Source organism: Micromonospora musae (genome assembly GCF_003626635.1).
Classification (GTDB): Bacteria; Actinomycetota; Actinomycetes; order Mycobacteriales; family Micromonosporaceae; genus Micromonospora; species Micromonospora musae.
The window spans coordinates 112,843-138,134 of record NZ_RAZT01000008.1 but is presented as its reverse complement, the minus strand read 5'-3'; the positions used below and the strand labels follow the sequence as shown (position 1 = coordinate 138,134).

Genomic DNA, 25,292 nt, shown 5'->3' with positions numbered 1-25,292 from the left:
ACCGAGAGTCGGCTTCGGGTGGGAATGGGCCCGTGCCACCGCGGCCGTACCCGGGATCGACCCGAAGAAGGCCCGGCCCGGCCGGCCGAAGCCGACCGGGCCGGGCCCGCGCAGAGGGGTCAGCCGGCGAGCGCGCCGTCCGAGGAGAGGACGAGGCCCACGCTGGCGCTACCGGTCTTCAGCGCGTTCTTGGTCTGCGGACCACCGGCGTCCAGCGAGCTGAAGGAGCCCGCGTGGAAGTTGTAGACCTGGACCAGGCCGGCCTGGCAGGTCACCCGCTGCGGGCACTCCGGCGGCCCGGCCAGCACGGTCGCCTGGCCGGAGCACTTGCTGGCCAGCTCGGAGAGGGTCTTGACGCCGTACTTGTCGGAGAACGCCTTGGTGACCGCGAAGGCGTTCTGGTCCTGGGCGGCCGACGGCGTGCCGAAGGTGATGCCCACCTTGTCGCCTTCGGCCCGCAGCGCGGTCACGGTCTTGTCGATCTCCGGCGAGGCGACCGGCTTGGCGTTCGGGCCGTTGGCCTTGGTGTTGAGGAACTCGGCCATGCTCGCGGCGTACTCCGGGACCACCTGGATCTCGCCCTTCTCCAGGGCGGGCTCGTAGAGCTCCCGGCTGCCGATCTGCTGCACGCGGACCTGGTAGCCGGCGGCGGTCAGCACGATCCGGTAGAGCTCGCCGAGCGTCTCGCTCTCGCTGAAGTTGGCGGCGCCGACCACGAGCGGCCCGCCCGGGCCCTTGGCGATCCCCGCGGTGAGGTTGTTCGCCGAGGCGAACTCCTCCGCGGCGGTCTTCGGGGTCTTGCGGTCCACGTCGACAGCCTTGTTGAGCTGGATGAGCTTCGGCGTGTCCAGCGCGGCGGAGACCTTGTCGACCGCGGCGAGCAGCTGCGGGTTCGCCGCGTCGGCGTTGACGGCCGGGATGACGTTGTCGCTGTTCTGCTGCCCCTTGTCGTCGGCGAGGACCATCAGCTGGTCCCCCGCGACCGGGGCGCAGCCCGCCCCGCTCGCCTCCTGCTTCGGGGCGTCGGTGCCGGACGAGCCGGCGCCGCCGCAGCCGCTCAGCAGTCCGGCGGCGGTGAGGGCCGCCGCAGCGCCGACGGCCAGTCGAATACGTGCGCGCATGTATAGCCCGCCTTCCGTGTCCCGGCGCGACCCTTCCGGGCCGGCCGCGTGTCCGACGGGCGATCGTTCCGATGCCCGCGACGTCCACCCAACATCCTCCAGCCGAGTACGACAACCGGAGGGGAGGTTCGTCACCTGATCGTCACCGTCTCGCCAGGCGGGAGGGGGTGTGGCGGCGTTCGGCCACGTGACCAGGGCCACAGCGGTCCCGCCGACCACTCCGGCCCCGTGGCCCCCGGTCGTCGACCACGACCGCCGGGCCGCGCTGCTCCGCCGTCAGCCGCCGGCGACCGCGTCGGCGGCCCGGCGGTTCGCGCCCCGGCGCGCCGCGCGCAGCTGGCGCGGCGTGACCGCCCGCTCGACCAGGGCCAGCACCACCTCCACCGAGACGGCGAGCGCCGCCACCAGCACACCCCCGGCGAGGATCTGGCCACCACCGGCGGCGATGTCCAACCCGAACCCGGCCCGGATGATCTGGCCCAGCCCGCCGCCGTTGACGAACGAGGCGAGCGCCGCGGTGGCCACCACCTGCACGGCGGCGGTCCGGAACCCGGCCGCCAGGTACGGCACGGCGAGCGGCAGCTCCACCTGCCGTAGCACCTGCCAGCCGGAGAGCCCCATGCCGCGTGCGGCGTCCCGCGCCTCCGGATCGGCCTGCCGCACCCCCGTGTACGCGTTGGCCAGCAGCGGCGGCAGCGCGAAGACCGCCAACGCGACGATCACCGACGGCCGCCCGAAACCGAGGAAGGTCAGCGGCAGGATGGTGAGCAGGGCGAGCGTCGGGATGGCGAGAGTCACGTTGGCCACCAGCACGACCAGGCCACCGGCGCGCCCGGTGTGGCCGAGCCAGAGCCCGATCGGCCAGGCCACCAGGCAGCCCAGCGCGACTGCGGCGGCGGAGAGGACCAGGTGCTCGCCGAGCCGGTCCAGCACCCCGCCGGGGTTGGTCCAGTTCAGCGGGTCGTTGAGCCAGACGACGGCCTGCTCGATGACGCTCATGAGGATCTCCGGGTGAGCCACGGGGTGAGCAGCCGGCCGACCCCGGCGAGGATCAGGTCCAGCACCAGGGCGAGCAGGACACAGAGCAGCGTCCCAGCCATGATCTGCGCCTTGTAGAAGTTGTTCTGGAAGCCGGCGAAGATCACCTGGCCGAGTCCGCCACGCCCCACCACCACCCCGACGGTGACCAGCGCCACGGTCGAGACGGTCGCCAGCCGCAGCCCGGTGAGGATCCCCGGCAGGGCGAGCGGCAGCTCGATCCGGAACAGCCGCCCCCACCGGCCGTAACCCATGCCCTCGGCCGCCTCCCGCACCTCGGGCGGCACCTGGGTCAACCCGGCGACCGTGTTACGCACGATCACGAGCAGGGCGTAGAGCACCACCACGGTGAGCACCGTCACCGTACCGATGCCCAGGTAGGGGGCGATGAACGCGAAGAGGGCCAGGGAGGGAATGGTGTAGAGCACCCCGGTGAAGGCGAGGATCGGGCCGGCGAGGGGACGGAACCAGTACGCCACCACGGCCAGCGGCACGGCGATCAGGGCGGCGATCAGCACCGCGCGGGCGGTCAGCGAGGCGTGGTCGCGCAGCGCGACGGTGAGCGTGTCAGAGTTGTCCCGCAGGTACTGCCAGGAGAACCACGGGTTGCCCGGGTCGGCCCGGTAGCTCAGGCGGAAGGACATACGTGGACGTTACCCCGGAGACCTCCGGCGCCAACGGGCGCGCGACCACCGGCGAGCGGCGCGCGGCGTCGATCACGCTGGAGGGCGTCCGCAAGCGTTACCCGGACGGGACCGAAGCCGTACGCGGGCTGAGCCTCGAGGTCGGCGCCGGCGAGCTGGTGGTGCTCATCGGCCCGTCCGGCTGCGGCAAGTCGACGGTGCTGCGGATGATCAACCGGATGATCGAGCCGACCGGGGGCCGGATCCTCCTCGGCGACGAGGACGTCACCCGGGTCGACCCGGTAGGGCTGCGCCGCCGGATCGGCTACGTCATCCAGAACGTCGGCCTCTTCCCGCACCAGACGGTCCGGGCGAACGTCGCGACCGTTCCGAAGCTGCTCGGCTGGCCCCGGGAGCAGGTCCGGAGCCGGGTGGACGAGCTGCTGGAGCTGGTCGGCCTCGACCCGGGCACGTTCGGGGGCCGGTACCCGCACGAGCTCTCCGGCGGGCAGCGGCAGCGGGTCGGCGTGGCCCGCGCGCTCGCCGCCGACCCGGTGGTGCTGCTCATGGACGAGCCGTTCTCCGCCGTGGACCCGATCGTCCGTACCCGGCTGCAGGAGGAGTTCCTCCGGCTGCAGGCCGAGGTACGCAAGACGATCGTGCTGGTCACCCACGACCTCGACGAGGCGGTCCGGCTCGGTGACCGGGTCGCGGTGCTCTCCGAGGGCGGTCACCTGGAGCAGTACGCCCCACCGGCGGCGCTGCTCGGCACGCCGGCCACCCCGTTCGTCCGCGAGTTCGTCGGCGCCGACCGGGGCATCCGTCGGCTGGTGGTCACGCCGCTGCGCCGCGAGGCGCTGGAGCCGGTGCCCGCCGACGGGGCGACGGACGCGCCGACCGTACCGCTCGACGCCTCGGCGTACGACGCGCTCGCGACGCTGCTCACCTCGGCGGCGCAGCGGGTGGTGGTCACCGACGGGGGCCGACCCGTCGGCGCGCTGGACCGCCAGCACCTGCTCGACCTCGCCGCCGGACCCGGCGATCAGACCCGGCCGTAGTGACCGGCCGGGCGGAGCGGGAACCGCGCGGCCGTCCCGGGTCGCCCACGCCTCGTGCCGCCGCCGCCTCGCCCGTGGCCGACCGTGAGATCAGGTGCGGCCGGGGCGACGGGCCCCGGACCGGCTGGATCAGGCGCGGCCGCCGAGGCTGGCCACGCCGATGACCCAGCCGCTGAGGAATCCGTAGCTGGCCCCCTCACCGGCGGCCTGCAACGCGCCGAGCATCGACGGCCCCGGCCCGAGGAGGACCGCCAGCAGCCCGGCGAGGCCGCCGGCCAGCACGAACGCCGCCCAGCCGGAGAAGAACTGGCTGAACCCGCCCGGCACCCGGGCCACCTGCGAGGCCGGCAGCACGTAGAGCAGCGCCGCCGCGAGGATCACCAGCAGGATGGCCCGCAGGTCGGCGGCGAACACCCCGCCGCCCTGGTCGCCGTCGTGGATCCGCCAGGCCGGCCAGGCGAGCAGCCGCAGGTACCAGCCGGCCGCCGAGTTCGGATCGGTGTGGTTCCCGGCCCAGCCGGTGTACGCCGGGCTGCCGGCCACGGCCACGAGCACGAGCGCGGCGAGCGCGCCGGTGCCGGCGGCCGCGCCGTACCGGCTGACCGCGCCGGTCCGGTTGGTGAGCGCCATGATGTTGTCCGTTCCCGGCCCGCGGAGGCGGGCGGATCTCCGAGTACCTGTCGCGTCAGTGCTTCATCAGGTAGTCGATGAAGGCGGCCCGCAGCAGCGGGGCCGTCTCCTCGTAGTCGTGGCCGGAGAGCTCCCGCAGGAGCGCGGCGGCCTCGTCGATGATCGGCCCGACGGAGTTCGGGGCGCCGTCCAGCGCGGCCGCCTCGTCCGCGTTCGGCAGGTGACGCAGCACCGACCAGAAGAAGCCGACGTCGACCCGCTCCCGGGCGAGCGCGAACGCCCGCTCCCGCAGCTCCTCGGTGGGGAGTGCGTCCAACTCCGCGAAGGTGTGACCGCCGGTGGGGGTGGCAGGTGTCTCGCTCATGCCGCCGAGCCTAACCGCCGAGATCACCTCCGGCTCGTCGGACATGGCCCCAGCTCAGCGGGCGTCGTCCCAGCGGCGCGGTTCGCTCTCCCAGCGGGGCGACCGCCACGGGTCCAGCGGCGCGTCCGCGGCCGGTGTCGGCAGGACCGGCGGCCAGTCCTCCACCGGCCCGGGCACCGTCCAACCCGAGCTGATCGTGCCGTCGGCGGGCGGCTCCGGCGTCTGCACGGTGGGCGATCCGGGACGCCCGTACCGCTCGATGAGCCGGGTGACGAGCAGCCCGATCCCCAGGGCCGCGCCGCCGACCGCCCACCGGCTCACCGTCCAGTCGCGCGCGTCGACATAGGCGAGGAACGCGCTGACCAGCCCGACCGCGAAGACGGTGCCGAAGATCCCGCCACGGCGGCCGTACGCGCTGGTGCCGCCGAGCAGCGCCACGCCGACGGCGAGCACCGTCCAGTCCAGGCCGGTGGTGGGGGCCACCGGTGCGGCGTCGTTGGCGGCGACGAGGACACCGGCCAGCATGGCCAGCAGGGTCGAGCCGATCAACGCGCCAGCGGTGACGACCGCGGCAACCGCCCCGCGGCGGCGCGCCGGATCCGCCACCGGACGGAACCGGCCGACGAGCCGACGGACCGGCCGGATCGCGCCGAAGAGGCCGCCGAGGACGGCCACCGCGGCGAAGCCGGCGACGAGGTAGTACGCGTGCCGGCGCGGGTCGTACTCACCCTGCACCAGCACCGGCGTGGAGCGCTGCTCGATGTACACGATGACGCCCGCCGCCCCGGCGAGGCTCGCCGCCCAGCCCGGCACGTGCAGCACCACCACGGCCAGCCCGAGGAGCAGGCCGGCGATCGCGGCGACCACGGCGGCCGGGGCCATGGCGGCCAGCACCCCACGGTCGCTCTGCTCGGCGAAGTGCAGCCCGGCGGCGATCGCGACCGGCCCGATGGCGAGGTTCACCGCGGCGGTACGCAGGCTCAGCCCGGCGGCGAGCACGAGCAGTCCGAGGGCGGCCACGTCGACCAGCAGCGACTGCAGCGCGGTGGCACGCAGCACGGCCGGGTCCTCTTGCCAGAGCAGCCAGACGACGGCGGCCAGCCCGATCAGCAGGACGATCTCCCAGCCGATGTGAACCCCGACGCGGTCCCGACCGGGCTCACCGTGGAACGGGTCGTCGAAGACGTTGTCCAGCACGGCGGCGGGCACCCCGGACGAGGGCTCGACGGGCGCTTCCCGGCCCGGTTCGTCGTACCCCATGACGCCGCCTCCCCCTGGCCGGTCGTCCGGTCCGACGTGCGGGCGGACCGGCGGCGGCCATTGCTGTCCGGTCGGAGGCACCGTACCCGCGTGGTGAGCCGCACGTAACCCCCCAGCCGACACGGGAGGGCGGTGGCTGGGCTCAGCGTTGGCCGGGGCGGCTCTCCCGGTCGTCGGGCTCCCGCTCGTCCTCGGGCCGTTCCGGCACCCGGCAGGAGCGCTCCAGCCAGAGCGCGGCGGCGACCAGGGCCAGCGAGGCGATCAGCCCGCCGACCGCCGGGGCACGGTCCTCGGTGGCGGCGCGGGTGGACTCGACGAAGAGCCACCCGGTCAGCCCGGCGTAGAAGCCGGCGAAGATGGCGCCGGCCAGCGACGACGCCTTGGCCAGCACCACGAACCGGGCCACCATCAGCGCGTTGACCGGCTCCCGGCCCGGTCGGCGCTCGATGCGGCCCCGGGTGTTGACGGCGGCGTACCCCTCGAGCACGGCGAGCACGGCGAGCGTGACCACCGGCAGCCACGGCAGCTGGGGGATGCCGCTGTAGTAGAAGGTGCTGATCAGCAACCAGGCCGCCGCGGCGGCGGCCAGCCCGGCCACCACGAGGGTGGAGATCCGGGTCGGGCCCATCCGCGAGCGGTCCGGTCCCGTCCCGCCCGGCTGCGGGGACTGCGCCTGCGTCATGCCGGCCGGCTCCGCTGGGTCATGCCGTCGACTCTAACTCCAGATCCGGGCGGGGGCGCACTTCCGGCGCGTCGGCGGCGGCGGCGCCGGTCTCCAGCAGCTCGGTGAGCCGGCCGTGGCCGGGCAGCTCACCGTCCGGCTGGATGTCGATCCACGGCCGCAGGACGAACGCCCTCAGGTGGGCGCGGGGGTGCGGCAGGGTCAGCTCGGGGTCGTCGCTGAAGACCGGCTCGTCGTCGTCGCGCCGGACCGCGATGACGTCGACGTCGAGGGTGCGCGGCCCGAAGCGCCGTCGCGGGTCGCGGACCCGCCCGGCGGCGCGCTCCGCGGCCCGGGCCCGCTCCAGCCAGTCGTACGGGCCGGCGGTCGGGTCCTCGGCGAGCAGCACCGCGTTCAGGTACGCGGGCTGGTCCGGGTCCCCCCACGGTGGAGTCTCGTACACGCCGGAGACCAGGCGGACCGCGTCGCCGAAGCCGGCGACGGCGCAGCGCAGGTGGGCGAGGCGATCGCCGAGATTGCTGCCGAGGGAGAGGACCGCGCGGCTCACCGGGCACGGCCACGGGTCATGGTGACGGCGACGTCGGTGAAGGTGTGCGGCACGGGCGCCTCCGGCTTGTGCACGGTCACGGTCGCGCTCGCCACCCGCGGGTCGGTCAGGCACACGTCCAGCAGCCGGTCGGCGAGCGTCTCGATCAGATCGACCGGGTCGCCGGTCACGACGGCGACCAGCCGGTCGGCCAGCTCGCCGTAGTGAACGGTGTCGGCGACGTCGTCCGAGCGCGCGGCGGGGCCGAGGTCGAGCTCCAGCACCACGTCGACGACGAAGTCCTGCCCCTGTTCGCGCTCGAAGTCGTACACCCCGTGCCGGCCGCGGGCCCGTAGGCCGGTCAGCGTGATCCGGTCGGTCACCGACGCCCCTCTCCCGCGCCGGCCGACCCGGTCGTCGCGCCGACCGGCGCGACCAGGCGCGGACCGCCGGTGGCCCGCCAGACGGCGAGCGCGTCCACGGTGGCGCGTACGTCGTGCACGCGTACCCCCCAGGCGCCGGCCGCCACGGCGAGCACGCTGGTGGCCACGGTGGCCGCCTCGCGGTCGTCGGGCGGGCGTGGGGTCCCGTCCGCGGTGGCGAGCAGCCGGCCGAGGTAGGACTTGCGGCTGGCCCCGAAGAGCAGCGGGTAGCCGAGGTCGAGCAGCTCGGGCAGGCGGGCGCTGAGCTGCCAGTTGTGTTCGGCGGTCTTGGCGAAGCCGAGCCCCGGGTCGACGACGATCCGGTCGGCGGCCACCCCGGCCCGCAGCGCCGCGTCGACGCGCTGGGCCAGCTCGGCCCGGACGTCGGTGACCACGTCGGTGTAGTGGGCCAGCTCGCGCATGCCCCGGGAGTGCCCGCGCCAGTGCATCAGCACCCACGGGCAGCCCGCGTCCCGCACCACCCGGGCCATGTCCGGGTCGGCCAGCCCGCCGGAGACGTCGTTGACCACGGCCGCCCCGGCGGTCAGGGCCGCCTCGGCGACGCGGGCCCGGGTGGTGTCGATGCTGACGGGCACGCCCGCCGCGGAGAGTTCGCGGATGACGGGGACCACCCGGGCGGCCTCGGTCTCCGGGTCGACCCGCTCGGCGCCGGGCCGGGTGGACTCGCCGCCCACGTCGATCAGGTGCGCCCCTTCGCCGTGCAGTCGGACGCCGTGTCCGACGGCGGCGTCGAGGTCGGCGTACCGTCCGCCGTCGGAGAAGGAGTCGGGCGTGACGTTGAGGACGCCCATCACAACGGGGGCCGGGGCCCGCACCAGATCGGTCACGACTAGACCGTACCGGTCGACGGTGGGGCCTCCACCGCCCCGGGGCGGGCCTACACAGCGGCCCTGACATGCGCATTGGAACAGGTGTACGATCGGTCGTCCAGGTCGTATCGGGCAGCCTCTTCGCGGCTTGTCGCATTCCGGGGCGGCCCGTACGCTGTGGAATTGCCCAGCATCGAGATGGCGAAGCGTGGAGGGAGGGCCGAAGCGGGACTAAATCGCCCAAAACTCGCCACCCTCTGTGGTGAGTAACGAACGCAGAGCAACTTGGCTGCGCTCGAATTGGACATTTCCACCCGTGGGCTTTCCAACTGCACCGCTGCGGCGCCGCCGGCCGCGTTTTGGGGAGGTTTCAGTGATCGCCATCGAGCTCATGGAGCAGGCGTCGTCCGGCGTCGCCCACGCGCTCTCCGCCTTGGCGTCGACTCCACTCGCCGAGCCGGAACCGAAGGGCATCGACACGAACAGTGTCGTCACCTTCTTCGCCAGCAAGATCGCGCCGATCCTGCTCGCCGTCCTCGGCGTCATCTTCATCGGCCGAGCCAGTCGCGGCGAGATCTCCAAGGTGCTGACCAGCTCGGCCATCGCGATCGTCGGCCTGGCCTTCATCGCCGGGGCGGCGACACTCTTCTTCGTCGGCGACTACCTGATCGACCTGATCTTCGAATAGGGCGCGGGCGACATGCGGCTGCGCACCGACGACGACATCTACCGGGCCCGCCTGGTCTATCTCGGGCCGCCCGGCTACACCCTTCCCGTCCACCTCCCGTACGCCCAGTACGGGCTCTTCATGCTGCTCGTCCCCCTCTACATGTTCATCCACTGGCTGTTCACGTTGCAGGTCGAGCTCTTCCCCGCCTGGGAGATCGCGCTCGCCATCGTGAGCACGTCGTTCGTCTTCCGGTACGTCGACCCGGACCGGCCCGCGCGAGTGGTGATCCGCACCGCGCTGACGGACTGGCGACGCACCCGGGAGCCCGCCGCCGAGCAGCGCGACCCTCGCCTGGTCGGCAGCGGGATCAGGATCCGGGAGGAACTGGCATGACCGGACGTACGCCGACGGGGCGGTCACACGATGCGGGTGAGGCGGTCGCATGAGTCGCAATTCCACGCCGGGTTCCCCGGCTGGCCGTCCGGCCGCGCCGGGTAGTCACCGTGCGCGTTCGCTCGACTACCCAGAGGCCGAGGAGCTGGACGAGAACGCCCTCGATCCGGCGCTGGCCACCTCACCCGGGCACGGCGGGGTGGGCGTCTTCCGGGCACCCCGCCCGCTGGCGCGGCGCACCCCGCCCGGCGACCCGGTGACCCGACGAGCCAACCCGTCGGAGCAACCGCCGCCCCGGAGCCCGTCGCCGACCGGCGCGGAGAGTCCCGACATCGACTCACCCTTCCTCGACCTCTTCGGCGCCCCCCGCCCCGGTACCGCCCGCCCACTCACGGCGGCGCGACGCCCCGAGCGGGAACACCCCCCGATCCCGCCGCAGCCGGCCGCGATCGAGCCGGCGCCGGCGGCCCCCGCCACGCCGCCGCGGCCGCAGCCCTCCGGCGCCGGGCAGGAGCCGGTGCCGACCACCGCGCCGCCCCGCTCCCGCAGCGACCGGACGACCGGAGGGCCACCCGAACCGGTCACCCGTACGCGAGTGCCGCACCAGGCCGGCGACCGGTTGCCGGCCCGACGGCCGGCGGTCGAACCGGAGCCGGTGGCCGAGCAGCCGCGGCAGATACCGCCCGCCCCGCCGGTACCCACTCCCGCGCCCCGCCCTCCCGCGGAGAGCCCGGCGGAACACCTCGGGCGCGAGGTCGCACCGCCACGGCAGCGGTCACCGGAACGGCGGGACAAGCCGATCAAGCCGACCCGGGTGAAGCCACCGAAGATCAAGTTCGGTGACCGCGACCCGTCGGTGGAGCTGGCCATCACCGAGATCGCCGGCCACCTCACCTTCACCCCGAACACCGTCACCGCCTGGTACTGGCTGCCCGAGGTCCGCTGGGCGTTCCGGCCGGACGCCGAGCGCGAGGCGCTGCTCGCCGCCATCGCCGAGCAGTACGCGGGCCTCGCCGGCTTCCGGTTGCACCTGCGCCGCACCACCCGGCCGTTCCCGGCCGACGAGTGGGCCCGGACCGTCGACACGCACACCGTCGCCCCGCTGCCCGACGTGCCCGGCACGCCGAGCTGGGCCGACCATCTCGTGGCCGCGCAGCGGCACCTGATGTCGGTCAACCACGCCGAGGGGAAGACGTACCTCGGGGTGACCTTCGCCCGCCGGTCCCTCGGCGACTCGCTCAGCGAGCGGGTGCTGCGGACCTTCGGCCGGGGCGTCGCCGAGGGCGAACGCCGCCGCCTCGGCCGCACCGTCGAGCAGTTCGACGAGGTGCTCGGCGCGTTCGGCATGCGCGGGCGACGGGTGACCGCGCAGGAGCTGGAGTGGCTGCTCTACCGCTCGGTGGCGCTCTGCATGGCACCGCCCGGGACGCTCTCGCCGGTGACCAACGGACGGTGGGAACGCGGCGACCTGCTCGCGCTCACCGAGCAGATCGAGCGCTACCGCACCCCGTACGGCACGACCGTGAAGCTGGTCAACCGGATGACCGGCGAGGAGCGGCACGTCGCCGTGCTGGCCGTGGGGCGGATGGAGCCACTCGAGATCCCCGAACGGCACGAGCCCTGGCTGCACTTCCACGAGCGGCTGCCCTGGCCGATGGAGCTCTCGACCCGGGTCGACATCCTCGGCTCGGGTGACTCGTTCCGCAACCTCGAGCACCGCCTGCGCATGATCCGCTCGCAGCAGCTCGACTACGCCGAACACGGCATCGACGCCCCGCCGGAGCTGGAGCGGCTGGCCAAACGGGCGCTCGTGATCGGCGACGAGATGACGACCGGCCTGCCCGTCGACTCGGCCCGCGCCCACGGCTGGCACCGCCTCGCGGTCGGCGGCCGGACCCGGGAAGAGTGCATGGAACGGGCCCGCCGGCTCATCCAGCTCTACTCCCGTGAGCTGCGCATCTCCCTGCAACACCCGAAGAACCAGGACTGGCTGGCCCGGGAGTTCATTCCGGGTGAGCCGATCGCCAACACCGGCTACGTCCGCCGGATGCCGGTGCCACTGCTCGCCGCCGCACTGCCGCAGGCCGCGTCGACCGTCGGTGACCGGCGCGGCGACCTGATCGGCCGCACCGCGGGCACCTGCCGGCGGCCCGTCTTCCTGGACCTGCACTACCCCATGGAGGTACGCGAACGCTCCGGTCTCGCCGTCTTCGTGGCCGAGCCGGGCGGCGGCAAGTCGACGCTGCTCGGTGCGCTCGGCTACCTCTCCGCCCGGCGGGGCGTCCAGGTCACGCTGCTCGACCCGTCCGGCCCGCTGGCCCGGCTCTGCACGATGCCGGAGCTGGCCCCGTACTCCCGGGTGCTCAACCTCACCGGCTCCGAGCACGGCACCCTCGCGCCGTACGCGCTCATCCCGACGCCCCGGCGCAGCGAGTTCGGCACCGGCGCCGCCGGCGACCGGGAGTACGAGATCGCGGTCTCCAACGCGCGGGCCGAGCGGCGGATGCTCGTCCAGGACATCTGCATGATGCTGGTGCCGCCGCAGGTCGCCCGCGAGGCGTCGACCGCCACGCTGTTCCGGCACGCCGTACGCCAGGTGCCGGCCGAGGAGACGTCCACCCTGGACGACGTGGTGACCGTGCTCGGCCAACTCGACGACGACACCGGCCGGGAACTCGCCAACCTCCTGCTGGACACCGCCGAGATGCCGCTGGCGATGCTCTTCTTCGGCCGGCCGCCCGAGGGCATGCTCGGTCCGGACGCCGCGCTCACCGTGATCACCATGGCCGGCCTGCGGCTGCCCGACCTGAAGATCGAGCGCGAGTACTGGTCGGCCGAGGAGGCGCTCGCCCTGCCGATGCTGCACACCGCGCACCGGCTCGCCGTACGCCGCTGCTACGGCGGGTCGATGTCGTCCCGGAAGCTCGTCGGCCTGGACGAGGCGCACTTCATGGAGGGGTGGCGCTCCGGCCGCTCCTTCCTGGTACGGCTCGCCCGCGACTCCCGCAAGTGGAACCTGGCCGCGCTGGTCGCCTCCCAGAACCCGCGCGACATTCTCGGTCTCGACGTGCAGAACCTCGTCTCGACCGTCTTCGTCGGCCGGATCGCCGAGGACAACGAGATCGCCTCGGAGGCGCTGCGGCTGCTACGGGTACCGGTCAACGACGGCTACGAGGCCACCCTCGCCTCGCTCTCCACCGCCGACGCCACGTCGTCCACCCGGCTGGGCTTCCGCGAGTTCGTCATGCGGGACGTCGACGGGCGGGTGCAGAAGGTCCGGGTGGACGTCTCGTACGTCGAGCGACTGCTGGAACACCTCGACACCACGCCCGCAGCGGTCGCCGCAGCGGCCGGGGTGCTGCCGAGCGTCCCCCTGCCGGATCTGGAGGCGTGACATGGCGAGGGCCCGAGCAAGGATCACGGCGTTCCTGCTCGCGCTCGGCCTGCTGGCCGGTGCCACGATCGCCTGGCCGTTGATCGGGGCGTCTCCGGCGTCCGCCGCCCCGGTGGTCGCGCAGGCGCAGGCCGACCTCTGCACGACTCAGGAGTGGCAGGCCGACTTCCGCGCCTGCGTCAAGCAGCTCCAGCTTGTCGCCGAAACGGAGATCGAGTGCCGTAGGCCGCCAACTCCCAGCGCGCCCGATTCCGGCCTGGCCGGCTGGTTCGCCTCACGGCCGGATTCCTCCAAACAGCCCGGCCCGAAGGGGTTGTACAGCGACTACGGCTACGCCGGATACAGCTACACCACCTACGACATCGGCGGATGCGCCTCCACGGTTCTGCACCCGGACTACAAGTTCAGCAACACGGTAGCCAACGGTGAGTTCATGGTCGCCACTTCGATCATCGGTGCGTCCAACGCGCTGCGCGAGCGGTCCTGGGACCCGCGGTCGATGTGGAGCTGGGCCGACCCGCTGGTGGACCAGGCGACCAAGGCGATCTACCAGAAGGTGTTCAGCGTCTTCGGCATCGTCACGCTCTGTGTGGTCGGGCTCTACCTGCTCTGGCGGTCGCGTCAATCCGACATGAGCAACGCCATGACCACGGCGGGTTGGGCGCTGTTCGTGATGGTGGCCGTGACGGCCCTCGCTGCCTGGCCGGTTAAGTCGGCAAACGTCGCCGACAGCACGCTCATCACCGGCCTCGGCGTGGTGCATGACGCCCTCGGCCCCGCATCGAGGGACACACCTCCTGACCAATGCGACGATCGCGAGAATCCCGAGGCGTGCAAGGATCACCGGCCACCCGCGGTCCGCGCGAGCGACACCGCCGCCGAAGCCATGCTCTACCGCAACTGGCTGCGCGGCGTACTCGGCTCGGCCGACAGCGAGACTGCGAAAAAATACGGTGCGGCGCTTTACGACGCGAAGGCGCTGACCTGGGACGAAGCGGAAGCCATCCGCAGCAACCCTGCCACCCGTGAGGTGGTTATTAAGGCCAAACAGCAGCAGTGGATGACCATCGCGGGGCTGATTAAGAACGAGGACCCGGAGGCTTACGAGTACCTCCAGGGGACTCGGGACATGGACCGGGTGGGCGCCGGCTTCATCGCGGTGCTCGCGTCGCTGCTCTTCGCCATGTTCGACCTGACGGCATCGCTGCTGGTGCTGCTCGGCTTCCTCATCTTCCGGTGGGCCGTGATCGCCGCGCCGATCCTTGGCACCATCGGTCTACTCAGACCGGCCAGCGCCGGCCTGCGCCGGCTCGGGAACGCCGTGGTGGCCGCCATCTTCAACATCGCCATCTTCGGCACCGGGGCCGCCGTCTACCTCTTCGCGGTTGATCTGATCATGAGCACGCCGAGCCTTCCCGGCTGGCTCCAGGTGGTGCTGGTCTGGCTCTGCGGCGTGGTCGGCTGGTTGCTGCTGCGTCCGTACCGCCGGATCACCCAGCTCGGTGGCAAGGACAGCAGCGAGGCGGTCGGCTCGGCCGGATCGTGGCACCGCCGGTTCTTCCGCGACATGCGGACCGCCGCCCGACTTGACCCGGCCGAGCCCGGTGGCACGGCCGAGCCCACCATGGGACGCCGAAAAGCGGTGGCGGCGGAGCAGACGAGGCTTCGGCCGGAAGCGCGGCACGAGGACCCGGTGCACACCGCGCCGGACCGCGGCGACCGGCCGCGCTCCGACGGCCGTGAACGGACCGAGGGCGCGCCGACGATCGAGGAGAACCCGACGGCCCGACCGGCCGCGCCGCGACCCCGGCGCGGCCAGCCGGGCACCTGGACGGCGCCGGACGTGCCGGAGGAACGCCCCTCCTACGTCGTCTACCGGCCCGGCTCCGGGGAGAGCGTGCCCGAGCGAAGCGGACCGCGGATCCGCACCGAGGCCAGGTGATCGCGGTGCGACGGGCGCTCGAATTCCTCTTCACCCGGGTGCTGCGGTCCCGGATCGGGATCGCCCTCGCCCTCGCGGTGGTCGTGTTCGGCATCATCGGCGCGGCCCGGCTCCTGTCGGGGCCCATCGATCCGTCCCTCGGGCTGAGCAACCGGCCCACCGAGCCGATAACCACTGTCGATCCGCACGCGGGCGACGACGGGCTGATCGCCGGCGAGGAGCCACGGGAACCGGTCACCCGACCGGGTGCGGCGAAGCCGGAGCAGACTGCCGACCGCTTCGTGACGGCTTGGCTCGGGAAGCCGGGAATGACCGCCACCGAGTGGCGCGAAGGCATGCGACCCCTGTCGACGCCCGCGCTCGTCACGAAGATGGCCGAAGCGGCGCCTGAGACAGTGCCGGCTCACGCGGTGACCGACGAGGCAACCCTGCGGCCCCGCACCGAGACCTTCGTCGAGGTGCTGGTGCCGATGGACACCGGCCGGCTCCGGCTGGAGCTCGTGGCACCGGACGGCGAGTGGCTGGTCGACGCGGTGGACTGGGAGCAGGGATGAGCGACGAGAAGCCTCCCCGACGTCGGCGGCTGCCGCTGCGGGCGCTCGCCGCAGCGTCCACCGTGGCGCTGGCGCTCCTCTGCTGCACCGGCGGGACGGCCGCCTTCTTCCTCACCGAGCTCGGTGGGGACTCCGCCGAGCAGATGACGCCGATGAGCGTCGAGTGCACCGGAGACTTCCAAGTCAACGTGAGCGGGAAGATGCCGCGGATGGCCGACTACGGCGACAGCCAGCTCCGCAACGCGGCCCGGATCATCGGTACCGGACAGCAGATGAAGGTCCCGCCGCGCGGCTGGGTCGTCGCGGTGGCGACCGCCATGCAGGAGTCCGGCTTGCGGAACCTGGCGAACCGGACCGTCCAGGACTCCCGGGACCTGCCGAACGAGGGCGTCGGCGCCGACCACGACTCGGTCGGGCTGTTCCAGCAGCGGGCCTCCTGGGGCAGTACGCGGCAGCGGATGACCCCGGAGTACGCGGCGAAGAAGTTCTACGAGAAGCTCGTCGCTATCCGAGGCTGGGAGCAGCTTCCGCTCACGGTGGCCGCGCAGCGGGTGCAGGTGAGCGCGTTCCCCGACGCCTATGCGAAGCACGAGACGCTGGCCGCCCAGATCGTCGACGCCCTCGCCGGCGGCGCGGCGCGGACCGCGCTCCTGTCGGGCCGTGAGGTGTGCGACGCGGCCTCCGGCAAGGAGGTGGCGGCCTCGGGCTGGACCGCCCCCATCGTCGGCCGGGTCGGCTCCGGCTACCGCACCAGCCAACGGCCCGGGCACGACGGCGTCGACATCGCCGCCAGGAAGGGCACGGCGATCCACTCCGCGGCGTCCGGTCGGGTCCTGGTGTCGAAGTGCGACCCCGACAACAGCGGGCGGGAGAGCTGCGACGTGGACGGCTACCCCGGAAAGGGCGGCTGCGGATGGTTCGTCGACATCCTGCACTCCGGCGGGATCATCACCCGCTACTGCCACATGGTGACGAGACCGCAGGTGCAGGAGGGGCAGCGCGTCGCCGCCGGTGAGGTCATCGGCAAGGTCGGCAGCAGCGGAAACTCCTCCGGTCCGCACCTGCACTTCGAGGTGCACGAGGACGGCGACCGGAGCAGCCGGGGCGCGACCGACCCGGTGCCGTTCATGCGGTCGCGGGGCGCCCCCCTCAAGGCGGGAAAGTGAAACCCTGGCCGGCATGAACGAGCCACTGCCCGATCCGTTCGCGGACCGCCCGGACTGGGCGCCGCGCCCACCCCGCCCCGTCGAGATCGTGCCCGCGACCGCCCGGGTCGGGCTACGCGGCCAGCGGGTGCGGGTCGGCCTGCCCGGGCTCGGGTGGCGCGGCGACCTCAGGGCGGACGACCGGGTGGTGCAGAGCAGCAGGACGTACGTGCCGGTCATCCCGGAACACGAGTGGTACCGCGCCGAGACCGACCAGGTGGAGGTCTTCGCGCCCCTGATGCCGGTGGAGCGGGTCTGGGTCGAGACGATCGGGGCGCCCCTCGACGGTCCGGCCGGGCGTGACTCCGGCCTTCGGCTCGTCTCGCTCGACGGCCCGAGTCACCGGCCGCCGCTTCCGGTCATCGACGCCGACTCGGTGGTCGGACGGCGCGTGGTCCACGTCGTCGACTCGACCGAGCAGCGCGACCTGCGCGCGGTCACCGAGACGTACTCCGGAGCCGACGGGGACATCTGCGTACGGGTCACGCCCGAGGCGGAGTGGTACCGCTGGGCCTGGCGAGGGCAGGCGCCCACCACCCTGGAAGTGCCGGTGCACCTGCTCTGGATCGAGTAGGCAAAGCACTAGAGCTTTTGCGCGCCACAGACCCGCCAACCGTCTTCATCCACGACGTGGAAGCGCCAGTCCTCGCGGCGGCTGCTTCGTGACTGGCCATTCGCCGAACCGGAAATGGTCAAAGTCGTGGTAATCGACTCGCCGTCTTCCTCCTTCAGCTGGGTCAGGGGCCCCCATCGCACCCGAACGACGACGTCGAAGTCGGCCTCACGCTGCTCCAACTCGCGTCGGAGGCTGCGCGCCGCATCGAGATCGCTTCCATCTCGGCAAACGAACTGCTCCGTTTTGATGTCATCGCGTTCGTTGAGGAAAGCCTGGATGTAGCTGGCTACGACGACGTCGGGGGCGCTTCGGTCCGGAGTGGTAGCGCGGTCGTAGAGCACGTAGCCGGTGATCGCAGCGCCTACGCAGAGCAGTGCGAGCACCCCCGCGACCACCGTGAGGACGGTACGGAGCGGGCGGCGGGGACGCTCCGGCGCCGGGGCGACCGGGACAGGTGGCAGCTGCTCGGAGGGGGGCCGCTGCGCCGGTACGCGGGATACCTGGGAACCGGCGGGGGGCTGCACTGATTCCACGTCCTGAGGCTATCGGTCGAAGGCCGCGTACCCAATGCCTCAATTTTCGGCGGATCGTGATGGAGTGCTCGCCTCCGGTGAGATGACGGACGACACCTTCGCGCCGCCGCCCCACCTCCGAGGGAAGGGGCACCACCTGGGATACCGTCTCTGCTCGGGAGGTTGCCAGCCTCGAACAGAGGGGGTGGACACGGTGGCCGGTCCGAAGGCACGCACGAATCGCGCCGCCGCACTGCACCGCCAGGCTGCCGCCACCGCGACGGCGGCCGCGAGCATCCTCGACGAGATCCGGCCCGCTCCGGCCGATCAGCGCCGGCAGTACGAGCTGGCCAACCACCTCCGCACGGTCGCCGCGTCGGTGGCTCCCGGCTGGGCGGGCGCTGCCCTGGAGACGCTCGCCGCCGACACGCCGCCCGGTGAGGGCCCGCCGTCCTTCGTCCGGGTCGGCACCGCGGCACCGCTGGACGACGCGCGCTTCCCCGCCCTGGTGCCGCTGGTCGGCACCGGTCACCTCAGCATCGACACCGACGTACGGGACGCTCGCGTCGCGGGTCTGCTCCGCGCAGTCCTGCTGCGTTCGGTCGGGGCGACGCCGGCCGGCGCGCTGCTGGTCCGCGCGGTGGACGCCACCGGCGCTGCCCTGGCGCCGTTCGCCCCGCTGGCCGACGCCGGCCTGCTCCCGCCGCCGGCGTCGGACCTGCCGGGTCTGCGGGCGTTGCTGACCGAGGCCGAACAGTGGGTGACTCCGGGTGCCAGCGGGCGACGCCGGCACGACCGGACCCTGCTGCTGGTGATAGCCGCCCTTCCGGAGTTGACCGCGCCGAACGACCTGGCCCGGATCGAGGCGCTGGCCGAGCAGGGACCGGCTGCCGGGCTGCACCTGGTGGTCGCCGGTTGGGCGGGTGCCGGCCCGTACGCGAACCGCCCGCCGCTGCCCCGGGCGACGACGCTCGCGCTGCGCAACGCGTACGCGCTGCTCGGCGACCCGCCCGGCACCTCGTTCACGAGTCCCGGCGTGGATCCGCCGCACGGGCTGAACTCACCGGTCCTCGTCGAGCCGGATCCGCCGGCCGAACTGGTGGACACGGTCTGCCGGCGGCTCGCCGCCGAGGTCGAGGCGGGTTCCCGGTTGTCGCTCGCCAACGTGCTGCCGCTCACCGGCGATGTGCTCTGGTCAGCGGACTCGGTCGATGGGATGACGACCACGGTGGGTGACGCCGGCGGGCGGCCGGTGCCGCTCGGGTTCACCGAGCTGACTCCGCACTGGCTGGTCAGTGGCCGCTCCGACGGCGACCGGTCGGCGTTCCTGACCAACGCCCTGCTCGGCCTGTGCGCCCGGTACGGCCCGGAGGAGCTGGCGCTCTACCTCGTGGACCTGGCCGACGGGGAGTCCTTCGTGGAGTTCCTCCAGACGGAGCGGGACCGGTCCTGGATCCCGCAGGTCCGGGCGGCCGCGATGACCGCCGACCGCGAGTACGTGCGGGACCTGTTCGTGCAGTTGGCGACCGAGGTGCGCCGCCGCGAGGAGGCAGGTCGCCGGGTGGGCGGGCAGCGCTTCGCCGAGCTGCGCCAGCACACCGCGCTACCCCGCATCGTCTGCGTGGTCGAGAACGTGGCGCTGCTCTTCGCCGAGCGGGACCGGCTCGGCGCGGACCTCGCGGCCCATCTCGAAGCTCTCGCCCGCTCGGGTCGGGCGTACGGCGTCCACCTGGTGCTGGCCGGAGCCGGGGATCTGGGGTTGCCGGGGCGGTCGGACGCCGGTCACCGGGACTCGCTGCTCGGGCAGTTCCCGGTCCGGGTGGCCTTGCCGGGTGGTGGGGCGGTCCTGGAACCCACTAACGATTCGGCGGCCGGCCTCCCGGTGGGCAGCGCGGTGGTGAACACGGCGGGCGGGCTCGGTGGCCCTCGGGGAGCGGTGCGCGGCCACGAGCGGTTGATCCGGTATTCGGATCCGCAGAACGAACCGGAGACGGTGGAGCGGCTGCGGCACGAGCTCTGGACGGCCCGGCCGGAGGGTTCCGCGCCGCCGGTGGTGTTCGCCGGGTACGCCCGGCCGCTGCTGCGCAACGACCCCCGCTACCGGGCGGCGGTCGGGGGCGAGGCGCACGCGCCGGCCGCCCTGCTGGGTCGGGCGGTGGATGTGGCCCGGTCGACTGTGGTCGTACCGCTCGGTCCGGCGGCGGGGCGCAACCTCGCCGTCCTCGGGCCCGGCCCGGAGGCGGCCCTCCTGCTGGCCACCGCGGTCCGGAGCACCGCCGCTCACCACCGGCCGGGCACGGCCCGGTTCGTCGTCGCCGCCGCAGATCCGGCCTGCCGGCCGCTGGCCGAGGCGCTCACCGCCGAGCTGGCCGCCGAGCATCCGGCCACGACCGTCGACGTCGCCGGCCTGCTCGACGTCGCCACCGCCGCCGGGTCCGCCGCAGACGCCACGGAAGCGGACGACACGGAGGAGACCGCACCGGCCGGCGGTCCGACGTACCTGGTGGTCTTCGGCGCGGGCCGGGCGGACGCCGAGGAGCTACCGGTCGAGCTGATGCGAACGCTGCTCCGGGAGGGTCCACCGGCCGGTCGGCACCTGCTCGGCTGGTGGCGGGTGGTGCCGCCGTTCGCCGCTCTGCTCGGGCCGGAGGATGCCGTCGACAAGCTGGCGGCCGTCGTGGCGGTGGGCGTGCCGGGTGCCCAGCTCGCCAGCGTCTTCCACCGTCCGGTGGAGTGGCGTCCACGCCCGGGCCGGGCGGTGCTCTGGGACGGGCCGGACGAGCAGGGCCTGGTCCTGGTGCCGTTCGCCGAAGAGGAGCCGAGGGCATGAGCCGCAACGGGCGGAAGACGGCCACGGTCACGCGGGACGAGGGGCAGAACCCGGCGGCCCCGGCTGACGCCGCGTTGGACGCCTGGCAGGACTACCTGGCGGCGGCTCGCAAGCTGGACGGGGTACGCCGATCGGCCGCGGCCGCCGCCGGTGAGCAGGCCCGCTCGGTGCAGGCGGCCCGGGAGGAGTTGGCGGAGGTCCGTACCGGGCTGGCCGCGCAGCAGACCCGGTTGCGGGAGCGCGGCGTACCGCAGATCTCGCTGGTGCCGTCGCCGCCGGAGCTGACCGAGGAGACCCGCTCGATGACGGGCGGGCCGGCGGCCGTGCTGACCGGGCTGCGGACCGCCCGGGAACGGGTCGACGCGGCGGAGGGGCTGCTGGTGACGCGACGTCCGCTCCGCCCCGCGGGCTGGGCCGCCCGGTCGCGCAACCTGCTGGTTTACGGCCCGCTCGCGCTGGTGGTGCCGCTGATCCAGGTGGTGGTGTACGTCGCGACCGGTGCCGGTGCGGCGACCGTCGCCGCCCTGATCTGTGGCTTGCCGATGCCGGCGGTGGCTTTCGTGGCCGGGTGGATCGGCGTCGGGCGGCTCTTCCGGTCGACGGGCGCCGGCCGGGTGGACCGTACGTCGCGGTTCGGCGCGCTGGTCTGCCTGGTGCCGGCGGTGCTGGTCACGGCGGGCCTGCTGCTCGCCATGCTGGCCGGCTGAGTACGCGGGCGGGTACGGAAACGGCCGGCCGCCCTGGGTGCGGGTCGGCCGGCCGGGTGGTTCGTCGGGTCAGCGGGGCAGGATCAGGGCCATCGCCTCGGAGCGGGACTTCGCGTCGTTCTGGAGCGTGCCACGCACCGCCGACGTGATCGTCTTGGCGCCGGACTTCTGGATGCCACGCATCGCCATGCACATGTGCTCGCACTCGAGGACGACGATCACGCCTCTGGGCGCGAGCTTCGCCATCAGCAGGTCGGCGACCTGCGTGGTGAGCCGCTCCTGCACCTGCGGTCGGCGGGCGTAGACCTCGACCAGCCGGGCCAGCTTGGAGAGCCCGGTGATCCGCCCGTCCGGGCCGGGAATGTAGCCGATGTGGGCGCTGCCGCGGAACGGCAGCAGGTGGTGCTCGCAGAGGCTCATGACGTCGATGTCCCGGACGATCACCAGTTCCTGGTGGTTGGCCTCGAAGGCGGTGCTGAGCACCTGGGCCGGGTCGACGCGCAGGCCGGCGAAGAGCTCGGCGTAGGCCCGGGCCACCCGGGCCGGGGTCTGCCGGAGCCCGTCGCGATCGGGGTCCTCGCCGACCGCGATCAGGATCTCGCGGACCGCCTTCTCGATCCGGGCCAGGTCGACGCTCTCCTCGACCGGGCCACCGGTCAGCTTCCCGTTGATCAGCCGCGCGGCGATGTAGTCCAGCATGTCGTCGCCGTCGGGCTCAGTCGCGGAGGCGGCCAGCCCCCGAGGTTCGGGGCTGGCCGCCGGGTCCGTGGTGCTCAGTGCGTACCGTCCGAGTTGTTCGAGGCGTTGCCGCCGACCCCCGCCTGGGCGCCGTCGGCCTGGGCCTGCGCCTTGAGCGCCTCCTTCTCCGCCGGGGTGAGTACCGGCGGCTCGGTGGAGGGCTGGCGCTTGCCGAAGCCGTTGTACGGCGCGAGCGGCGGTCGCTTGACCACCCGGGCGCAGATCCGGGCCATGTCGGCGGTGGAGAGGGTCTCCTTCTCCATCAGCTCGAGCACGATGTTGTCCAGGACGTCCCGGTAGTCGACCAGGATCTCCCAGGCCTCGTCGTGCGCCAGTTCGATGAGCGCCCGCATCTCGCCGTCGATCTCGGCGGCCACCGCGTCCGAGTAGTCCCGCTCGTGGCCCATGTTGCGGCCGAGGAACGGCTCGTCGCCGCTGGTGCCGTACTTGATCGCACCGAGCTTGGAGCTCATGCCGTACTGGGTGATCATCGCGCGGGCCAGCTGGGTGGCCTTCTCGATGTCGTTGCCGGCACCGGTGGTGGGCTCGTGGAAGACCAGCTCCTCCGCGGCCCGGCCGCCCAGCGCGTACGCCAGGGTGTCGATCATCTCGGCCCGGGTCTGGGTGTACTTGTCCTCCGTGGGCAGCACCAGGGTGTGGCCCAGCGAGCGACCGCGGGACAGGATCGTCACCTTGTGCACCGGCGCGGCGTGCGGCAGCGCCCAGGCGACCAGCGCGTGGCCACCCTCGTGGTACGCGGTGATCTTCTTCTCCTGGTCGCTCATCACCCGGGTCCGGCGCTGCGGACCGGCGATCACCCGGTCGATCGACTCCTCCAGGGAGTCGTTGCTGATCGCCCGCTGGTCCTTACGGGCGGTGAGCAGAGCCGACTCGTTGATCACGTTGGCCAGGTCGGCGCCGCTGAAGCCCGGAGTACGCCGGGCCACCGAGTCGAGGTCGACGTCGGGCGTGAACGGCTTGCCCTTGGCGTGCACCCGCAGGATGGCCTTGCGGCCCTCCATGTCCGGCGCGTCCACCGGGATCTGCCGGTCGAAGCGGCCCGGGCGCAGCAGCGCCGGGTCCAGGATGTCCGGCCGGTTCGTGGCGGCGATCAGGATGACGCCGCCCTTGGTGTCGAAGCCGTCCATCTCGACCAGCAGCTGGTTGAGGGTCTGCTCCCGCTCGTCGTGGCCACCGCCCATGCCGGCGCCACGGTGCCGGCCGACGGCGTCGATCTCGTCGACGAAGACGATCGCCGGAGCGTTCGCCTTGGCCTGCTCGAAGAGGTCACGGACCCGGCTCGCACCGACACCGACGAACATCTCGACGAAGTCGGAGCCGGAGATGGAGTAGAAGGGCACCCCGGCCTCGCCGGCGACCGCGCGGGCCAGCAGCGTCTTACCGGTACCGGGCGGGCCGAAGAGCAGCACGCCCTTCGGGATCTTGGCGCCCAGGGCCTGGTACTTGGCCGGGTTCTGGAGGAAGTCCTTGATCTCGTGGAGCTCCTCCACCGCCTCGTCGGCGCCCGCGACGTCCGCGAAGGTGGTCTTCGGCGTGTCCTTGGTGATCATCTTGGCCTTGGACTTGCCGAAGTTGAGCACCCGCGAGCCGCCGCCCTGCATCTGCGACATGAAGAAGAGCAGCAGAAGCACGAGCAGCACGATGGGGAGCAGGTTCACCAGCAGGCTCACCCAGATGCTGTCGGACGACACCTTCGTGTCGGCGGGGCCGGTGATCCGGTTGGCCGCCTTGGCGTCGAGCACCTCCTGCCAGACCCGGCCGCCCACCTCGTAGGGGAACTGGGCCTCGATCCGGTCGGTGGTGGTGTCGCCGAACTTGGTCTTCTGGGCGAGCTTGAGCTGGAGCGTCTGCTCCTTGTCCTGGAAGACCGCACTATCGATCTTGCTTGTGTGGAGCTGGTCCAGCGCAACGGAAGTGTCCACCCGGTGGTAGCTGGGTCCCGAGGTGAACAACTGACTGAGAACAACGGCGCCGAGGATGACCAGGATGATCCAGACCACCGGTCGGCGGAAGAAACGCGTACGTTCCATGCTGTTGTCGGGTGCCTGAGCGCCCGCATCCTCCTGATCGACGTCCTGACCGTCTGATTGGTGTCGCCGCCGGAGCGGCTGCCGGAGCCGCCCTGCGGGCCGGCCTCGACCGCCGAGGAGCGACAAATTGCCGCGCCGCGGTCATTCGACGGTACACCGTGTGCGCACGGAGTGAGCTTGCGAGCCCCGCACTCGACGCACGCCGGACATCGACGGCACGTCCCGTGGGTCGGGCCCGCCAGCCCGCGCCATCCCGTACGACGGGACCGGGCGGAGACCGGCGTGGCGAGGAGTCCACTCCCGGCCACCCACAAACACCCGGTCACGCGGTCGAGGGGCCGGGCGCGGAGGTGCCTCCACGCCACCGACGTCCACGGTAGTCCGAAGAGCTGAGAATCCGCTGAACGTCCGCTTGACGAGCGAGCCCTCTTCGGTCTCTGCCCGCCGTCCGCCGGAGCGCCGGCGCGGCCACGGTGCGTACCCGGCGGGCTCTCCTCCTCGACGGCGGGTCAGCGTCGATGCGAGGAGGGTTCAGGAACGGGCGTAGACCTCGGGCTTCAGCACGCCGACGTAGGGCAGTTCCCGGTACCGCTCGCCGAAGTCCAGCCCGTAGCCGACGACGAACTCGGTCGGGATGTCGAAGCCCACGTACTTGACCGGCACCTGGACCTTGACCGCGTCCGGCTTGCGGAACAGCGCGACGACCTCGACGCTCGCCGCCGAACGGGACTCCAGGTAACGCAGCAGCCAGGAGAGGGTGAGGCCGGAGTCGACGATGTCCTCGACGACGATCACGTGCCGGCCGGCGATGTCCCGGTCGAGGTCCTTGAGGATGCGGACGACGCCGGAGGAGGTGGTGCCCTGCCCGTACGACGAGACGGCCATGAACTCGAGCTCGGCGGGCGGGCCGTGGCGGCCCAGCGCCCGGGCGAAGTCGGCCATGAACATGACCGCGCCCTTGAGCACGCAGACCAGCAGGAGCCCGTCCTCGACGTGGGCGTGGTCCGCTGCGACCTGCTTGGCCAGCTCCGCGGTCTTCTCGCGGATCTGCGCCTCGGAAATGATCACGTGGTCGATGTCGGCGTCGTACCAGGAGCCGTCTGCCATGGCTCCTAGCCTGCCGTAC

Annotated in this window: 24 protein-coding genes; 10 read left to right on the top strand and 14 right to left on the bottom strand. The window is 72.8% G+C overall.

The window, feature by feature from the left end; all coding sequences use genetic code 11:
- Positions 1 to 119: 119 nt before the first annotated feature.
- The 3 genes from D7044_RS17150 to D7044_RS17140 all read right to left on the bottom strand — a co-directional run bounded on the left by D7044_RS17150 (position 120) and on the right by D7044_RS17140 (position 2,803).
- Positions 120 to 1,121, bottom strand: coding sequence for a glycine betaine ABC transporter substrate-binding protein (locus D7044_RS17150; protein ID WP_120680145.1), 1,002 nt, complete (start codon positions 1,119 to 1,121; stop codon positions 120 to 122).
- A 276-nt stretch (positions 1,122 to 1,397) separates the two neighbouring features.
- Positions 1,398 to 2,120 (bottom strand): ABC transporter permease, encoded by a 723-nt coding sequence (locus tag D7044_RS17145; protein WP_120680143.1) that lies wholly within the window; start codon positions 2,118 to 2,120, stop codon positions 1,398 to 1,400.
- Positions 2,117 to 2,803: an ABC transporter permease gene (locus D7044_RS17140; protein ID WP_120680141.1), complete on the bottom strand. Its 687-nt coding sequence runs from the start codon at positions 2,801 to 2,803 to the stop codon at positions 2,117 to 2,119. Before D7044_RS17140 ends, D7044_RS17145 begins: the two co-directional genes overlap by 4 nt.
- A gap of 2 nt (positions 2,804 to 2,805) precedes the next feature.
- On the opposite strand from D7044_RS17140, the gene D7044_RS17135 reads away from it, so the two are divergent.
- On the top strand, positions 2,806 to 3,840 hold the full coding sequence (locus tag D7044_RS17135) for an ABC transporter ATP-binding protein (RefSeq protein ID WP_120680139.1): 1,035 nt from the start codon (positions 2,806 to 2,808) through the stop codon (positions 3,838 to 3,840).
- 129 nt (positions 3,841 to 3,969) lie between these two features.
- Here D7044_RS17135 and D7044_RS17130 read toward each other — a convergent pair whose 3' ends face one another.
- The 7 genes from D7044_RS17130 to folP form a co-directional block, all read right to left on the bottom strand.
- Entirely contained in the window at positions 3,970 to 4,470 is a 501-nt protein-coding gene (locus tag D7044_RS17130) for a hypothetical protein (protein ID WP_120689516.1), read from the bottom strand.
- A 55-nt stretch (positions 4,471 to 4,525) separates the two neighbouring features.
- Positions 4,526 to 4,834, bottom strand: coding sequence for a hypothetical protein (locus tag D7044_RS17125; RefSeq protein ID WP_120680617.1), 309 nt, complete (start codon positions 4,832 to 4,834; stop codon positions 4,526 to 4,528).
- 54 nt (positions 4,835 to 4,888) lie between these two features.
- Positions 4,889 to 6,094, bottom strand: a complete 1,206-nt coding sequence (locus tag D7044_RS17120) for an ABC transporter permease (RefSeq protein ID WP_120689515.1) — start codon at positions 6,092 to 6,094, stop codon at positions 4,889 to 4,891.
- Positions 6,095 to 6,236: 142 nt separating this feature from the next.
- On the bottom strand, positions 6,237 to 6,776 hold the full coding sequence (locus D7044_RS17115; RefSeq protein ID WP_120680133.1) for a DUF3180 domain-containing protein: 540 nt from the start codon (positions 6,774 to 6,776) through the stop codon (positions 6,237 to 6,239).
- A gap of 19 nt (positions 6,777 to 6,795) precedes the next feature.
- Positions 6,796 to 7,323 carry a 2-amino-4-hydroxy-6-hydroxymethyldihydropteridine diphosphokinase gene (gene folK / locus D7044_RS17110; protein ID WP_120689514.1) on the bottom strand — a complete coding sequence of 176 codons (528 nt, stop codon included), beginning with the start codon at positions 7,321 to 7,323 and terminating at the stop codon, positions 6,796 to 6,798.
- Entirely contained in the window at positions 7,320 to 7,685 is a 366-nt protein-coding gene (gene folB, locus D7044_RS17105; protein ID WP_120680129.1) for a dihydroneopterin aldolase, read from the bottom strand. Before folB ends, folK begins: the two co-directional genes overlap by 4 nt.
- Positions 7,682 to 8,572, bottom strand: a complete 891-nt coding sequence (gene folP / locus D7044_RS17100) for a dihydropteroate synthase (protein WP_120680127.1) — start codon at positions 8,570 to 8,572, stop codon at positions 7,682 to 7,684. The genes folB and folP overlap by 4 nt, the downstream gene beginning before the upstream one ends.
- Positions 8,573 to 8,927: 355 nt before the next feature.
- Between folP and D7044_RS17095 the strand changes: the two genes are divergently transcribed.
- From D7044_RS17095 to D7044_RS17065, 7 genes are read left to right on the top strand one after another with little or no spacing between them, the layout of a single operon-like run.
- Positions 8,928 to 9,242 carry a hypothetical protein gene (locus D7044_RS17095; RefSeq protein WP_120680125.1) on the top strand — a complete coding sequence of 105 codons (315 nt, stop codon included), beginning with the start codon at positions 8,928 to 8,930 and terminating at the stop codon, positions 9,240 to 9,242.
- Positions 9,243 to 9,254: 12 nt separating this feature from the next.
- On the top strand, positions 9,255 to 9,617 hold the full coding sequence (locus tag D7044_RS17090) for a hypothetical protein (RefSeq protein WP_120680123.1): 363 nt from the start codon (positions 9,255 to 9,257) through the stop codon (positions 9,615 to 9,617).
- 49 nt (positions 9,618 to 9,666) lie between these two features.
- Positions 9,667 to 13,011, top strand: coding sequence for an ATP-binding protein (locus D7044_RS17085; protein WP_120689513.1), 3,345 nt, complete (start codon positions 9,667 to 9,669; stop codon positions 13,009 to 13,011).
- Between the two features lies 1 nt (position 13,012).
- A complete protein-coding gene (locus D7044_RS17080; protein ID WP_120689512.1) occupies positions 13,013 to 14,953 on the top strand; it encodes an MraY family glycosyltransferase in 1,941 nt (646 codons plus the stop codon).
- A complete protein-coding gene (locus D7044_RS17075) occupies positions 14,950 to 15,507 on the top strand; it encodes a hypothetical protein (protein ID WP_120689511.1) in 558 nt (185 codons plus the stop codon). Before D7044_RS17080 ends, D7044_RS17075 begins: the two co-directional genes overlap by 4 nt.
- Positions 15,504 to 16,673, top strand: coding sequence for a M23 family metallopeptidase (locus tag D7044_RS17070; protein ID WP_120689510.1), 1,170 nt, complete (start codon positions 15,504 to 15,506; stop codon positions 16,671 to 16,673). The genes D7044_RS17075 and D7044_RS17070 overlap by 4 nt, the downstream gene beginning before the upstream one ends.
- A 13-nt stretch (positions 16,674 to 16,686) precedes the next feature.
- Positions 16,687 to 17,286, top strand: coding sequence for a hypothetical protein (locus tag D7044_RS17065; protein WP_120689509.1), 600 nt, complete (start codon positions 16,687 to 16,689; stop codon positions 17,284 to 17,286).
- A gap of 8 nt (positions 17,287 to 17,294) precedes the next feature.
- Here D7044_RS17065 and D7044_RS17060 read toward each other — a convergent pair whose 3' ends face one another.
- The gene (locus D7044_RS17060) at positions 17,295 to 17,852 is read right to left on the bottom strand and encodes an Rv0361 family membrane protein (protein ID WP_120689508.1); all 558 of its coding nucleotides are present in this window, start codon (positions 17,850 to 17,852) and stop codon (positions 17,295 to 17,297) included.
- 193 nt (positions 17,853 to 18,045) lie between these two features.
- On the opposite strand from D7044_RS17060, the gene D7044_RS17055 reads away from it, so the two are divergent.
- Together D7044_RS17055 and D7044_RS17050 are read left to right on the top strand one after the other, a co-directional pair.
- Positions 18,046 to 20,670 carry an FtsK/SpoIIIE domain-containing protein gene (locus tag D7044_RS17055; protein ID WP_120689507.1) on the top strand — a complete coding sequence of 875 codons (2,625 nt, stop codon included), beginning with the start codon at positions 18,046 to 18,048 and terminating at the stop codon, positions 20,668 to 20,670.
- Entirely contained in the window at positions 20,667 to 21,377 is a 711-nt protein-coding gene (locus D7044_RS17050; protein ID WP_233565017.1) for a hypothetical protein, read from the top strand. The genes D7044_RS17055 and D7044_RS17050 overlap by 4 nt, the downstream gene beginning before the upstream one ends.
- A 69-nt stretch (positions 21,378 to 21,446) precedes the next feature.
- Here D7044_RS17050 and folE read toward each other — a convergent pair whose 3' ends face one another.
- From folE to hpt, 3 genes are all read right to left on the bottom strand, one after another.
- On the bottom strand, positions 21,447 to 22,112 hold the full coding sequence (gene folE, locus D7044_RS17045; RefSeq protein ID WP_120680107.1) for a GTP cyclohydrolase I FolE: 666 nt from the start codon (positions 22,110 to 22,112) through the stop codon (positions 21,447 to 21,449).
- A 38-nt stretch (positions 22,113 to 22,150) separates the two neighbouring features.
- A complete protein-coding gene (gene ftsH / locus D7044_RS17040; RefSeq protein ID WP_120680105.1) occupies positions 22,151 to 24,166 on the bottom strand; it encodes an ATP-dependent zinc metalloprotease FtsH in 2,016 nt (671 codons plus the stop codon).
- 531 nt (positions 24,167 to 24,697) lie between these two features.
- Positions 24,698 to 25,273 (bottom strand): hypoxanthine phosphoribosyltransferase, encoded by a 576-nt coding sequence (gene hpt / locus D7044_RS17035; protein WP_120680103.1) that lies wholly within the window; start codon positions 25,271 to 25,273, stop codon positions 24,698 to 24,700.
- Between the last annotated feature and the right edge of the window lie 19 nt (positions 25,274 to 25,292).